The following is a 13,111-nucleotide window of genomic DNA, read 5'->3' on the forward strand; positions in this document are numbered from 1 at the left end:
ATGAAGTGTGGTGGTACAGCACGAAAGTGGGGGTTATCGACCTGAAGAAAAGGTCGATAACCATGGGTAAAGGATGTTAAATAGTGTTCACCATGTCCCCGAACACCTGTCTACCATGTCTCCGGACCGTACACCCCAAAGGGGAGAGGGAACTGGAATGGAGCGGTCTTTTCTCCCTCGCCTCTTTGGGGAGAGGGCCGAGGTGAGGGGATTAATTACAGATTCTCGCCGTTGCTGGCGATCACTTCCTTGTACCAGTTGAAGCTCTTCTTACGGGAACGAGACATATCGCCGGTGCCGTCATCGTGCTTGTTCACGTAGATGAAACCGTAGCGTTTGCTGTACTGGCCGGTGGTGAAAGAGACGCAGTCGATGCAGCCCCACGGCGTGTAGCCCATCAGTTCAACGCCATCGTGAGTCACCGCTTTCATCATCTCTTCAACATGCGCACGCAGGTAGTCGATGCGGTAGTCATCGTTGATGCTGCCGTCTGCTTCGACTTTGTCATAAGCGCCAAAACCGTTTTCCACGATGAATAGCGGCTTCTGATAGCGCTCATAGAGTTCACACAGAGCGTAGCGCAGGCCAACCGGGTCAATCTGCCAGCCCCAGTCTGACGCTTTCACGTGTGGGTTTGGCACGCTGCCTTCGAAGCCTGAGATTGCATCACCGCTGCCGCCATCCGCTTTTACCGCGTTCGTCATGTAGTAGCTGAAGCCGAGATAATCGCAGGTGCCATCACGCAGAATTTGCGTATCGCCTTCTTCCATCCTGATGGTAAAGCCACGACGTTCCCATTCATTCAGCACGTAAGTCGGGTAATAGCCGCGCAGCTGCACGTCGGTGAACACGTAGCGCTCACGCATCGACTCCTGGGCAAACATCATATCTTCCGGTTTGCAGGAGAACGGATAGAGCGGCACCATTGCCAGCATGCAGCCAACCTGCATCTCAGCATTGATGCGACGGGCGGCTTTCACGGCCAGAGCGCTGGCAACAAACTGATGATGCAGCACCTGATACATCACTTCTTCCGGGTTATCGTGCTCGGTATACACCACGCCGGAGCAGCAGTAGCCGAACAGCGGCGCACGCCAGTTACGCTGGTTGTTGATCTCGTTGAAGGTCATCCAGTATTTGACTTTGTGCTTGTAGCGCTCAAACACCACTTCGGCGAAACGCACAAAGAAATCAACCACTTTGCGGTTAGTCCAGCCGCCATACTCCTGCACCAGATGCAGAGGCATTTCAAAGTGGGAAAGGGTGATCACCGGTTCTATGTTGTACTTCAGCAGCTCGTCGAACATCTCATCGTAGAACCTCAGGCCTTCCTCATTCGGCTGGGTTTCATCGCCTTTCGGGAAGATCCGCGTCCACGCGATCGAGGTGCGGAAGCATTTGAAGCCCATTTCGGCGAACAGCTTAATGTCTTCTTTGTAGTGGCTGTAGAACTCAACGGCTTCATGGTTAGGGTAGTATTTCCCAGGCTCCACCTGCTGAGTGATTTCGCGCGGCACGCCGTGAGCGCCTCCGGTCAGCACATCACAAATGCTTGGGCCTTTGCCGCCTTTGTTCCAGCCGCCCTCAACCTGATGCGCGGCAACGGCGCCGCCCCACATAAAGTCTTTTGGTAGAGTCAGTTTTTTCATTTTTGCTCTTCTCGATAATCAGATTAATTGTTATCGAGTCTAACAAAGGGGAATAAAATGTCACGATATAACAAATTCATGTTCTGGTAATTTGTTACATGCAAAAAACAGGCTGTTTTTTTACGCCAGTTTTTTAGCCAGCTTACGGCCAAGTGTTTCAAGAATATAAATAACGGGGATCTGAGTCGTAATATCGTAGACGCCGCCAATACGTGTCTGAGAAATATGCCAGGAGAGATTGAAATCGGCAAGCTTAGCCAGCCGTGAATGTTCGTGACTGGTGATAGACAGCACTTTGCAGTGGTGCAGGCTGAACTGACTGGCGAAACGCAGAATTTCTTCTGTTTCACCAGAAACAGAAAGCACAATCGCCAGGGCATTTTTCGCCATATCATTGGTGACAGGGAAATAAGGATCGTCAATGTGATTGCTAAATTTTCCGACATTAGAAAAGAAACGCGCGCCATATTTTGCTAAAGCACCAGAGGTGCCTGCGCCGACAAATATGATACGTTCAGAGGCCAGAATAATATCGACGGCTTCATCCGCCAGTTTCTCAAATTCTTCATTATTGACGCTTTTAAAGAAACTGATAATTTCACTCGCACCAAAGTTGCTCTGCTGCGGTTCATTTTGTTCCAGATAGAGCTTAAAACGCACCCGAAACTCAGAGTAGCCGTCACAGTTGAGCTTTCGGCAAAAACGCAGCACGGTGGTGGTGGAAACGCCTGCCGCTTCCGCCAGCTCACGAATGGTCATATACATGACTTTGTCACGATTTTTAATGACATACTGGTAGACCATCATCTCAAGATTGTTAAGACTGGCGATGGCGGCGTGGGAGAACATACTCACGTTGGCAGGCACTCACAAAGCAATTTCAATACAGGAATCATACCATGGCCCCGAACGACATCACTTTTTTTCAGCGCTTTCAGGACGACATTCTGGCCGGGCGCAAAACCATTACGATCCGCGATGCCAGCGAATCCCATTTCAAAACGGGTGACGTCCTGCGAGTGGGTCGCTATGAAGACGATGGCTATTTCTGCACGCTGCGCGTCACTGCCACCTCTGAAGTGACGCTCGACACGCTCACGGAGCTTCATGCTCAGCAGGAAAATATGACCCTGGATGAACTCAAAGCGGTGATCGCCGAGATTTACCCGGATCAGCAGCAATTCTATGTGATTGAATTTGAGTGTATTTAGTCTCAGGAAACATCTGTGAGGTGAAATTTTAAAGTAACCCTATGATTATCTTTGTTAAATTTAAATTCAGATAATTATTTTAGCTAACAGGTGTTCACTGAAATCATTCTCAGTTAGGCTAGACGTGCGCTATCGTATTTTTGTCCTTCCGGAGTCCAGCATGGTGAGCAAACCCTTAATTGCACAAGGTTATTCATTGGCAGAAGAAATTGCCAATAGCATCAGCCACGGGATTGGGCTGGTTTTCGGTATTGTCGGGCTGGTGTTGCTGCTGGTGCAGGCTGTGGATGCCAATGCCAGTGCAATGGCCATTACCAGCTACAGCCTGTATGGCGGCAGTATGATCCTGCTGTTTCTTGCCTCGACGCTCTATCACGCCATTCCGCATCAGCGAGCGAAAATCTGGCTGAAAAAGTTCGATCACTGTGCGATTTACCTGCTGATTGCCGGGACCTACACGCCGTTTTTGCTGGTGGGTCTGGATTCCGCACTGGCTCGTGGGTTAATGATTGTCATCTGGAGCCTGGCGCTGCTCGGTATTCTGTTTAAGCTGACCATTGCGCACAGGTTTAAAGTCCTTTCTCTGGTGACATATCTGACAATGGGCTGGCTGTCGCTGATTGTGGTGTATCAACTGGCGGTGAAGCTTTCTGCGGGTGGGGTTACGCTGCTGGCCGCAGGCGGCGTTGTTTACTCTCTGGGCGTTATCTTTTACGTCTGCAAACGCATTCCCTACAACCACGCTATCTGGCACGGTTTTGTCCTCGGCGGAAGCGTCTGTCACTTTCTGGCGATTTACCTTTATGTCGGCAAAGTGTGAGTGTTAAAGGCGAAAAAAAACCTGATCGTCAGCCGTATACTACCGACGATCAGGCGGTCAATGACCATTAACAACACCAGGGGTTAATGCCTGCCGCACAAAGGCCGAAGGCATTAATTTGCACCTCTCTCGAGGGTTAATTCAGGCGATACTCCAGATGGTCAATCTCCACTTCCGCTTCCTTGCTCAGGGAACTCAGCACGTAATCCAGCGCGTTATGCACACCCCAGATATCGATATAGTCGTAGCGCTCTTCAGCCGATAATTTCTGCGCGTGGATCTCGCGCAACCGCGCATAGTCATACCATTGACGCACGCTGCCGTAACGGTGATGCCAGTCGTGGCAAACCAGAGAGCCCTGGACAAACAGCATCCGGCACGGCAGATGCACAAAAAGATGCATCACTGTCCATTTCGCCCAGCTTGCCAAGTACTGAGGCGCGAAACCTGCCGGACACGTCGAGCCGCAAAAGCGGGCCAGGCAGTTGTTGATATGGCTGTCGCGCACCGATTCACCCTCTTTGCGTACCAGCCAGACGTGTTCAGTCAGCAAATGGACCAGCGAGGCCATCTGATAGAGGATGATGAAAGGCAGAACCATCACCAACAGAGTGAGCTTAAGTCCTGCGAGGTGCCCAATGGCAAACAGAGAGGCAAACCAAATCAGGGACATCACTAACCGGTAAAACGGTACGCCGATCAGATTGGATTTCAGACGACCATAGAAAAATACCAGGTGGAATTTCGGGCTCAGTAAGGTCCAGATGAAGCGAGCATACAAAGCCGATTTGCTTTTCCCCGGCGTGAAACCCAGTTGATAAATCGCCGCCAGATCTTTGTCTTCAAACGTTGAGAATTCACGGCCATGATGCTCATAGACGTGGAACTGACGATAGGACTCGTAAGGCTGAACGATAAAAACGGTAGAGAGAATTTCACACAGCGCTTTGTTGATTCGCTGGGATTTGTACAAATGACCGTGAACGCCATGGTGAATAATGGTCGCAACGATATAACGAGCGCCGGAGGTGGCGAACAGGGCGCCACTAACCCAGCACAGAATTTGCGATGTTGTGCTTTGAAGGTAAGTTGCCGCTAAGGATGTCAGCGCAACCCCGAGAACGACCCACGCCAGCGCCCAAAAGACTCGCTCAGTTGAATTGCTTTGCCACATCTCTTTTCTGTCTGGTAATTCTTTTCCGGTCAGCCACGTCCACACCCCCTGAAAAGGCAGTATTTCGTAAGAACGCCTTATTTCCGTTGACTGGTGATATCCTTTAACTGGACGGCGCATAGTGGCTCCTGTAGCGACTTACTGTAGAAAATGATTGATGAGGTAAAAAACGGCCAGGCTCAATAAAACTGCCGTGACAATATTGCGAATAAGCAGGGCAATAATGACGCTGAAAACGGCGCCGAGAAAATAAGGGTTCATCGGGAACTCTCGCACCACACCGTGATCCATCAAAATAATCGGCCCACAGATGGCAGTTAGCAGACAAGGCGCTGAGTATTTTAAAGCTTTATTAATGATCCCCGGTATTTTAAGTGGGACGTTGGGCTCAAGGAAAACGTAGCGGTTAAAAAAGACAATCGCGGCCAGCGTCAGAATTAATATCCAGCTCATTTATTTTTCCTTGATAATCCCGGCAATCGCCACGGAACAGAACATGCCCGTCAGGCCAGCCAGCACCACAGCACCTTCGAACTGACAGAAGCTCAACACCATTGAGAGCACCAGCGAGATGGCGACCCCGGCCAGCGTGCTTATTTTTTTGATCATCGGCACCACGATGGTGATAAATGTGGCAACGATAGAATAATCGAGATGGTATTTATCGAGGTCAGGCACAGAAGAGGCCATTAAAATTCCCATCAGACTGAACACATTCCAGGAAAGATAAAACGTCAGGCCAGCGCCAATCATATAACCGGGCGTGAGTTCTGTACGTTTATCTTTCGTTTCGCTCAGGGCAAATAATTCATCAGTCAGTAAAAAACCGATCGGCAGACGTAATTTGGTTTTCAGGCAGGAAACAAATTCCCGCAGCGTCAGGCCATAAATAAAATGCTGAGAGGTGATAAAAAAGACCGATATCACGACGGTGAAAATACTGGCACCGGTCATCGTCAGGCCTAATGTCACCAATTGCGCTGCACCTGCAAAAATGATCGCTGACATGCCAACGCTCTGCCAGAACGTCAAACCTGCCTGAATCGCCATGGAGCCCGCCAGAATTCCCCAGGGGATCACGGACACGCAAAGGGGCAGCATTTCTACAGCGCCACGCATAAACGAAGAGCGCGATGAACGAGTGAGATCGGTACAGGTGCTGGATTCAGTCATGGGATACGTCAACGGGCATTACGAACATGCCTTAACGCTATCGAACCTGGGCAGGGGTGTATTGAATGTTATTGCTGTGATTCTGGCTTACGCTTTGACAAATTCGCCCGGTGTCAGGCCCACGGAGTTTTTGAAATGGCGATGGAAATGGCTCTGATCGGTAAAGCCGCAAATGATGGACGTGTCGAGGATCGGGATGCCCTGGCGCAGCAGAACCCTTGCTTTACGCAAACGTGCCTGAACCAGATACGCGTGTGGCGTCATCCCCGTAACTGCTTTGAATTGCCTGAGAAAATGCCAGTGGCTGAGCCCGGCCAGCTCCGCCAGCCGTGTCAGGGTATGGTCTTCTTCCAGGCAGCTATCCATAAAATCTTTGGCGCGCAAAATGCGGTGAGTGGCGGCAGGCAGTTCTAAGGGGGGTTTACGGGTGCGGCTATAGCGCACGCTGAGTAACGTCAGGGAAGAGAGCAACAGCGTTTCTTTCAGCAGGTTGTTCCCTTCTTTATCCAGCATGTCGAAGGTCAGCAGAAGTTGTTCTGACAAACCGGGATCGTGAATGACGGCATCCGGAAACCAGGGAATAAAATCTTTCCCGTCAGGCACCTGGCGAAGAATATTGTTCAGCATGTCCGGGTGAGGATAGATAGCCCGGTAAGCCCAGCCATTCTCCAGTTCTGAACTGCCGGTGTGCACATCGTCAGCATTGACGATAATGATGTCGCCGCGGGGCGCGACGTGCTCTGCGCCTGAACGGTAGAAGCGCTGGGCCCCCTGATCGATAACGCCAATACAGAAGGTCTCGTGGACGTGGCGAGCAAAACGCTGCTTGTAATAACTCGCCTGAAGCATGTCGATGCCTCCTAACGCGTCAACGCGATGGAAGTGGGTTTGCTCTTTGATTTTCACGGTCATGAGAACCCCAACGATGCTTTGTATAAAATTGCTGTCGCCGGGCAAAACTTTCCAGGCGACAGATCCGTTACGCTTCTTCCAGAGAGTAAGGCAGAGGTTCGATACGCAGAGAACCTGCGTCATCGCGAACGCGGAACACGCTGTCGGGCTCCATATCGTTGTTCATCACCACCTGAACCAGGACGCGGCCATCGTCAAGTTGGGCTGCGGCCAGAACGGTGCCGGTACGACGCCAGTTCTCGCCCATCTGCATTTCCAGATCTTCGCCCGCTTCCGGGACACGGCTTGCGCTACCCGCTAAAGACCACAATGCGCGTTTGTTGGCTCCGCGGAATTTAGCTCGTGCCACCATCTCCTGCCCGGTATAGCAACCTTTCTTGAAGCTAATGCCACCGAGCGCCTGCATGTTAGTGGCTTGTGGAATAAACTGCGCGCTGTTCGCGCTATCAATTATGGGTAAACCGGCTTCAATATTGAGTGCCAGCCATTGCTGGCTGTTGTTCAGTTCAGCTTCGCCGCGAAGGGCTTCAGTCACGCGCTGTGCCGTTTCTTCGTTGACGACCAGAATGAAGCGCTCGCCCGGATGCTCCAGCCAGAGCAGGGTGTTTTCGCCATCACGCACGGCCTGATTTTCGCTGTCTGGCTGAGCGGAAAACAGATTGGCGAGTGCCGCACGTGCCTGAAAACCGGCAACGCCAAGCAGCACACGGTTATCGTCCGGGTTGATAGTGACTTTGGCAAAGACGGCATACTTTTTCAGCTCAGTCAGTTGAGCATCGCGAACATTGCGGCGCTCAATCCACGCAAAGCCTTCTCCGTCACGGAACAAACGCAGGTTGCTCCACATTTTTCCTTTGGCATCACAGTGGGCGACCAAAAGATGTTGGTGTTCGGTTAATTGCGCGACATCTGCCGTCACCTGGCCCTGCAGATAATTTTCACTGTCTTTGCCCGTGATGGTGGCAAGCGCCCAGTCATCAAGCGTCATCAGCGTTAATGGCAGGCGTGCAGCAGCCGAGGGTTGGCGTGGTGGAAAAGGTGTAAAAGCCATAGTCATGTCCCAAATAGCGTAACGCAATATTAATGACTAATGGTAAAAGAGCTATTGCGCATTGCAAGCGCTTTCCGAAGCCCATTTGTGCCATTATTCTGTTTTACGAGGCGCTGTGAAAAATAATGCAATACCCTGCACTGAATAAGGTTTTTCTCTGAAGGTAAGCCGCATTGCGTAATATTCCTGTAAAGTAAGTGCATAAAACGCGTTAAACTACTCTGTATCGATATTCAGGAAGGACAACATGGACATCAACAATAAAGCCCGAATCCACTGGGCGTGCCGTCGGGGAATGCGCGAGCTGGATATTTCCATCATGCCGTTTTTTGAGTACGAGTACGACACGCTGAGCGACGAGGATAAAAGCCTCTTTATTCGCCTTCTGGAATGTGATGACCCGGATCTGTTCAACTGGTTGATGAATCATGGCGAGCCAGCAGATACGGAATTGCAACGGATGGTCCACCTTATTCAGACACGGAATCGGGAACGTGGTCCTGTGGCAATCTGATTTGCGCGTCTCATGGCGCTCGCAATGGGTTTCTCTGTTACTCCACGGTCTGGTGGCGGCTTTTATATTGCTGATGCCCTGGCCGTTGAGTTACACGCCATTATGGTTGCTCCTGCTTTCACTGGTGGTCTTTGACTGCGTGCGCAGTCAGCGTCGCATTAATGCTTCGCAAGGGGAGATCAAACTGCTGATGGATTCCCGGCTACGCTGGCAAAATCAGGAGTGGGATTTACTCGGCACGCCGTGGGTGATGAACAGCGGCATGATGCTGCGCCTGCGTCGGGTGGATGGTCGCAAGAGAACGCACTTGTGGCTGGCCGCAGACAGTATGGATGCCGGGGAGTGGCGAGATTTGCGCCGGACGATTTTACAACAACCGGCGCAGCAGTAGCGGGTCAGGAGAACTGTTCGGCCATTTCGCCAAGGATTTGCTCGCACCAGGTTTGCAGGCGCTCTTCGCTCAGGTCGTACTGGTTGGTTTCATCGAGCGCCAGGCCGACAAAGAGCTGCCCGTCTGCAATCACCGGTTTCGGGCTGGTAAATTCGTAGCCTTCTGTAGGCCAGTAACCAATAAACTTCACGGCTTTGGTTGCCAGTCTGTCATGCAGCATGCCCAGTGCATCAAGGAACCACTCGCCATAGCCCAGCTGGTCGCCCATGCCGTACAGCGCAATGATTTTGCCATCCAGATTAAGCGCATCAAGCTGTTCCCAGACCGCTTCCCAGTCTTCCTGGATTTCACCAAAATCCCAGGTCGGAATACCGAGGATCAGCACATCGTACTGCTCCATCAGCTTGGGGGAATCGTCCTTCAGATTGTGTAACGTCACCAGCTCTGCGCCGATAATGTCGCGGATTTTCTCCGCCGCCATTTCGGTGTAACAGGTACTGGAACCGTAAAACAGACCAATTTTCATCGCGAAAACTCTCAGTGCTGACTATGACTTTGCGCTAGTGTATCAGAAAGGTATTGCCTTAAGGCATAATGAGCCGTACTGCCGCTTCCAGGAGGCTATGTGGACAAGGATCTCGCACAAATCGAACAATTTCTTGATGCGCTTTGGCTTGAGAAAAATCTCGCCGAGAACACGCTCAGCGCCTATCGTCGTGATTTAACGATGCTCGTCGAGTGGCTGCATAAGCGCAACCTGGGGGTAGAAACCGTTCAGGGCAGTGATTTGCAGCAACTGCTCGCAGAGCGTGTTGAAGGGGGCTATAAGGCCACCAGTTCGGCGCGCTTTTTAAGTGCGATGCGTCGGTTGTTTCAGCACCTGTATCGGGAAAAGATCAGAGCTGACGATCCGTGTGCTCAGCTCGCGTCGCCAAAATTACCGCAACGATTGCCTAAAGATCTCAGTGAAGCGCAGGTCGACAGGCTGCTTCAGGCACCATTAATTGACAACCCGCTGGAACTCCGGGACAAAGCGATGCTCGAAGTGCTGTATGCTACCGGGCTGCGTGTGACGGAACTGGTTGGCCTGACGATGAGCGATATCAGCCTGCGTCAGGGCGTGGTTCGCGTTATCGGTAAAGGCAATAAAGAGCGCCTGGTCCCGCTCGGTGAAGAGGCCGTGTACTGGCTGGAAAATTACCTTGAGCACGGCCGTCCTTGGCTGCTGAACGGCGTCTCGATAGATGTCCTGTTCCCAAGCCAGCGGGCGCAGCAAATGACGCGACAGACGTTCTGGCATCGTATCAAGCATTACGCGGTGCTGGCGGGTATCGACAGCGATAAGCTGTCACCGCACGTGCTGCGCCATGCGTTCGCCACGCATTTACTCAACCACGGCGCGGATTTGCGCGTGGTGCAGATGTTGTTGGGTCACAGCGACCTTTCAACCACTCAAATTTATACGCACGTCGCCACGGAGCGGCTGCGCCAACTTCATCAACAGCATCACCCGCGTGCGTGAGCTGAAATCGGAATCGACAGGAAAGGTTATGAAAAAAGGTTTAGTGATGTTCTCTCTGCTGGCTGCTGCGTTCTCCGGCGTGGCCCATGCAGATGATGCTGCCATTCAGCAGTCGCTGGCGAAACTCGGCGTTCAGAGCACCGAGATCCAGCCTGCACCCGTTGCGGGTATGAAAACGGTACTGACCAATAGCGGCGTACTGTATGTCACCGAAGACGGTAAGCACATTATCCAGGGCCCGATGTATGACGTGAGCGGCGCAGCGCCCGTCAACGTGACCAACAAGCTGCTGATGGGCAAGCTTAACGGGCTGGAAAAAGAGATGATCGTCTACAAAGCCGCGCAGGAAAAACATGTGATTACCGTGTTCACGGACATCACCTGTGGCTACTGCCACAAGCTGCATGAAGAGATGAAAGATTACAACGCGCTGGGGATCACCGTGCGTTATCTGGCCTTCCCGCGTCAGGGTGTGCAAAGCCAGGCTGAGCAGGACATGAAATCCATCTGGTGCGCGAAAGACCGCAACAAAGCCTTTGATGACGCGATGAACGGTAAAGGCGTACAGGCCGCCAGCTGCGACATCAACATTGCCAACCATTACGCGCTGGGCGTGCAGTTTGGCGTGAACGGGACACCGGCCATCGTCCTTAATGACGGTTATGTCGTGCCGGGCTATCAGGGGCCGCAAGAAATGAAAGCGTTCCTCGATGAGCACAAAAAACAGACCAGCGGTAAGTAAGCGGCGTGAAACAACAGATCCAACTTCGCCGCAGAGAGGTGGGTAACTCAGCGGAGCTACCGGCTGAGTTACCGCCTCTGTTACAGCGGTTATACGCGAGTCGTGGCGTGCGTTTTGCCGCCGATCTTGAGCGTAGCGTGAAGGGCATGCTGCCCTGGCAACAGCTGAACGGCGTCGAAAAAGCCGTTGAAATCCTCTACAACGCCTTCCGCGAAGGGCTACGCATTATTGTGGTTGGCGACTTCGATGCTGACGGCGCGACCAGTACAGCACTTAGCGTGCTGGGCTTGCGCCAGCTCGGTTGCAGCAACATTTCCTATCTGGTGCCTAACCGTTTTGAAGATGGTTATGGCCTGAGCCCGGAAGTCGTTGACCAGGCTCATGCGCGTGGCGCACAGCTTATCATGACGGTCGACAACGGCATTTCATCTCATGCGGGCGTTGAACGCGCACACGAGCTGGGCATCCCGGTGCTGGTCACCGATCACCACCTGCCAGGTGACACGCTGCCTGCGGCTGAAGCCATCATCAACCCGAATCTGCGAGAGTGTGATTTCCCGTCCAAATCCCTTGCTGGCGTGGGCGTTGCCTTTTATCTGATGCTCGCTTTACGTTCCCACTTGCGCGATCAGGGCTGGTTTGAGGCTCAGGGCATTGCGATCCCAAATCTTGCTGAATTGCTGGATTTGGTCGCGCTCGGTACGGTGGCGGACGTCGTGCCACTGGATGCCAATAACCGGATTCTGACGTGGCAGGGCCTGAGCCGTATTCGTGCCGGAAAGTGTCGTCCGGGCATCAAGGCGCTGCTGGAAGTCTCCAATCGTGATGCGCAGAAACTGGCCGCCAGCGATCTTGGATTTGCTCTCGGCCCGCGTTTGAACGCGGCGGGGCGGCTCGATGATATGTCCGTAGGCGTGGCACTGCTGTTGAGCGATAACATCGGCGAAGCACGTCAACTGGCTAACGAACTCGACGCGCTGAACCAGACGCGCAAAGAGATTGAGCAAGGCATGCAGGCCGAAGCGCTGACGCTGTGCGAGAAGCTTGAACGCGGCAGCGAAACGCTGCCTGGCGGTCTGGCGATGTATCATCCGGAATGGCATCAGGGTGTCGTCGGTATTCTCGCCTCCCGCATCAAAGAGCGTTTTCACCGCCCGGTCATCGCGTTCGCCCCTGCGGGTGATGGCACTTTGAAAGGCTCAGGGCGTTCGATTCAGGGTCTGCATATGCGCGATGCGCTGGAGCGTCTGGACACGCTGTATCCCGGCATGATGATCAAATTCGGCGGCCATGCGATGGCTGCGGGGTTATCGCTGGAAGAGGCGAAGTTCGATGAGTTCCAGCAGCGCTTTGGCTCTCTTGTCACCGAATGGCTGGACCCGGCGCTGCTGCAGGGCGAAATCGTTTCTGACGGGCCTTTGTCTGCGGCGGAGATGACCATGGACGTGGCGCAAATGCTGCGAGATGCTGGCCCGTGGGGCCAGATGTTCCCGGAACCGCTGTTTGATGGGCGTTTTAAACTGCTGCAACAGCGGCTGGTGGGCGAACGCCATCTGAAAGTGATGGTGGAGCCTGTCGGTGGCGGTCCGCTTCTGGATGGTATTGCTTTTAACGTCGACACCACCTGCTGGCCGGATAACGGCGTGCGTGAAGTGGAACTGGCCTACAAGCTGGACATTAATGAGTTTCGCGGCAACCGCAGTCTGCAAATTATCATTGACAACATCTGGCCGATTTAGCATCAGTAATCGCTATAAAAAAGGGCGGAGATCCGTTAAAATCCCGCTCTTACACCGCATTTAGACAAGCCCAGAAAAGATAATCGACCATGTTTGAAATTAATCCGGTAAAAAATCGCATTCAGGACCTCACGGAGCGCTCTGACGTTCTTAGGGGGTATCTTTGACTATGATGCCAAGAAAGAGCGTCTGGAAGAAGTAAACGCCGAGCTG

Annotated in this window: 15 protein-coding genes and 1 pseudogene; 8 read left to right on the forward strand and 8 right to left on the reverse strand. The window is 52.6% G+C overall.

Going from position 1 to position 13,111, the window contains the following annotated elements; all coding sequences use genetic code 11:
* Positions 1-215: 215 nt before the first annotated feature.
* Together ACRCWW_RS00645 and ACRCWW_RS00650 are read right to left on the reverse strand one after the other, a co-directional pair.
* Positions 216-1,649 carry a 6-phospho-beta-glucosidase gene (locus ACRCWW_RS00645; protein ID WP_438680663.1) on the reverse strand — a complete coding sequence of 478 codons (1,434 nt, stop codon included), beginning with the start codon at positions 1,647-1,649 and terminating at the stop codon, positions 216-218.
* A gap of 120 nt (positions 1,650-1,769) precedes the next feature.
* Positions 1,770-2,498 (reverse strand): MurR/RpiR family transcriptional regulator, encoded by a 729-nt coding sequence (locus ACRCWW_RS00650; RefSeq protein WP_330982787.1) that lies wholly within the window; start codon positions 2,496-2,498, stop codon positions 1,770-1,772.
* A 50-nt stretch (positions 2,499-2,548) separates the two neighbouring features.
* On the opposite strand from ACRCWW_RS00650, the gene yqfB reads away from it, so the two are divergent.
* A complete protein-coding gene (yqfB, locus tag ACRCWW_RS00655; protein WP_438680664.1) occupies positions 2,549-2,860 on the forward strand; it encodes a N(4)-acetylcytidine aminohydrolase in 312 nt (103 codons plus the stop codon).
* 160 nt (positions 2,861-3,020) lie between these two features.
* Positions 3,021-3,680: a PAQR family membrane homeostasis protein TrhA gene (gene trhA, locus ACRCWW_RS00660; RefSeq protein WP_438680665.1), complete on the forward strand. Its 660-nt coding sequence runs from the start codon at positions 3,021-3,023 to the stop codon at positions 3,678-3,680.
* Positions 3,681-3,816: 136 nt separating this feature from the next.
* On the opposite strand, the gene ACRCWW_RS00665 is transcribed toward trhA, so the two are convergent.
* The 5 genes from ACRCWW_RS00665 to ygfZ form a co-directional block, all read right to left on the reverse strand.
* Positions 3,817-4,974 carry a hypothetical protein gene (locus ACRCWW_RS00665; protein WP_438680666.1) on the reverse strand — a complete coding sequence of 386 codons (1,158 nt, stop codon included), beginning with the start codon at positions 4,972-4,974 and terminating at the stop codon, positions 3,817-3,819.
* 18 nt (positions 4,975-4,992) lie between these two features.
* Positions 4,993-5,307: an AzlD domain-containing protein gene (locus ACRCWW_RS00670; RefSeq protein ID WP_330982791.1), complete on the reverse strand. Its 315-nt coding sequence runs from the start codon at positions 5,305-5,307 to the stop codon at positions 4,993-4,995.
* The gene (locus ACRCWW_RS00675; RefSeq protein ID WP_438680667.1) at positions 5,308-6,027 is read right to left on the reverse strand and encodes an AzlC family ABC transporter permease; all 720 of its coding nucleotides are present in this window, start codon (positions 6,025-6,027) and stop codon (positions 5,308-5,310) included.
* Between the two features lie 87 nt (positions 6,028-6,114).
* The gene (locus ACRCWW_RS00680; RefSeq protein WP_438680668.1) at positions 6,115-6,939 is read right to left on the reverse strand and encodes an AraC family ligand binding domain-containing protein; all 825 of its coding nucleotides are present in this window, start codon (positions 6,937-6,939) and stop codon (positions 6,115-6,117) included.
* A gap of 67 nt (positions 6,940-7,006) precedes the next feature.
* Positions 7,007-7,990, reverse strand: a complete 984-nt coding sequence (gene ygfZ / locus ACRCWW_RS00685) for a tRNA-modifying protein YgfZ (protein ID WP_438680669.1) — start codon at positions 7,988-7,990, stop codon at positions 7,007-7,009.
* A gap of 247 nt (positions 7,991-8,237) precedes the next feature.
* Between ygfZ and sdhE the strand changes: the two genes are divergently transcribed.
* The gene (sdhE, locus tag ACRCWW_RS00690) at positions 8,238-8,504 is read left to right on the forward strand and encodes an FAD assembly factor SdhE (protein ID WP_438680670.1); all 267 of its coding nucleotides are present in this window, start codon (positions 8,238-8,240) and stop codon (positions 8,502-8,504) included.
* Positions 8,485-8,895: a protein YgfX gene (locus ACRCWW_RS00695; RefSeq protein ID WP_438680671.1), complete on the forward strand. Its 411-nt coding sequence runs from the start codon at positions 8,485-8,487 to the stop codon at positions 8,893-8,895. Before sdhE ends, ACRCWW_RS00695 begins: the two co-directional genes overlap by 20 nt.
* A 4-nt stretch (positions 8,896-8,899) precedes the next feature.
* Here ACRCWW_RS00695 and fldB read toward each other — a convergent pair whose 3' ends face one another.
* The gene (fldB, locus tag ACRCWW_RS00700) at positions 8,900-9,421 is read right to left on the reverse strand and encodes a flavodoxin FldB (RefSeq protein WP_438680672.1); all 522 of its coding nucleotides are present in this window, start codon (positions 9,419-9,421) and stop codon (positions 8,900-8,902) included.
* Positions 9,422-9,520: 99 nt separating this feature from the next.
* Here fldB and xerD point away from each other — a divergent pair, with 99 nt between their 5' ends.
* From xerD to prfB, 4 genes and pseudogenes are all read left to right on the forward strand, one after another.
* Positions 9,521-10,417: a site-specific tyrosine recombinase XerD gene (gene xerD / locus ACRCWW_RS00705; RefSeq protein ID WP_438680673.1), complete on the forward strand. Its 897-nt coding sequence runs from the start codon at positions 9,521-9,523 to the stop codon at positions 10,415-10,417.
* 28 nt (positions 10,418-10,445) lie between these two features.
* On the forward strand, positions 10,446-11,159 hold the full coding sequence (gene dsbC / locus ACRCWW_RS00710) for a bifunctional protein-disulfide isomerase/oxidoreductase DsbC (RefSeq protein WP_438680674.1): 714 nt from the start codon (positions 10,446-10,448) through the stop codon (positions 11,157-11,159).
* Between the two features lie 5 nt (positions 11,160-11,164).
* The gene (recJ, locus tag ACRCWW_RS00715; protein ID WP_438680675.1) at positions 11,165-12,898 is read left to right on the forward strand and encodes a single-stranded-DNA-specific exonuclease RecJ; all 1,734 of its coding nucleotides are present in this window, start codon (positions 11,165-11,167) and stop codon (positions 12,896-12,898) included.
* An 89-nt stretch (positions 12,899-12,987) separates the two neighbouring features.
* Positions 12,988-13,111 (forward strand): annotated as a pseudogene (prfB, locus tag ACRCWW_RS00720) (peptide chain release factor 2); the annotation flags it as partial.

Source organism: Scandinavium sp. (assembly GCF_051650185.1).
In the GTDB taxonomy this organism is placed as follows: Bacteria; Pseudomonadota; Gammaproteobacteria; order Enterobacterales; family Enterobacteriaceae; genus Scandinavium.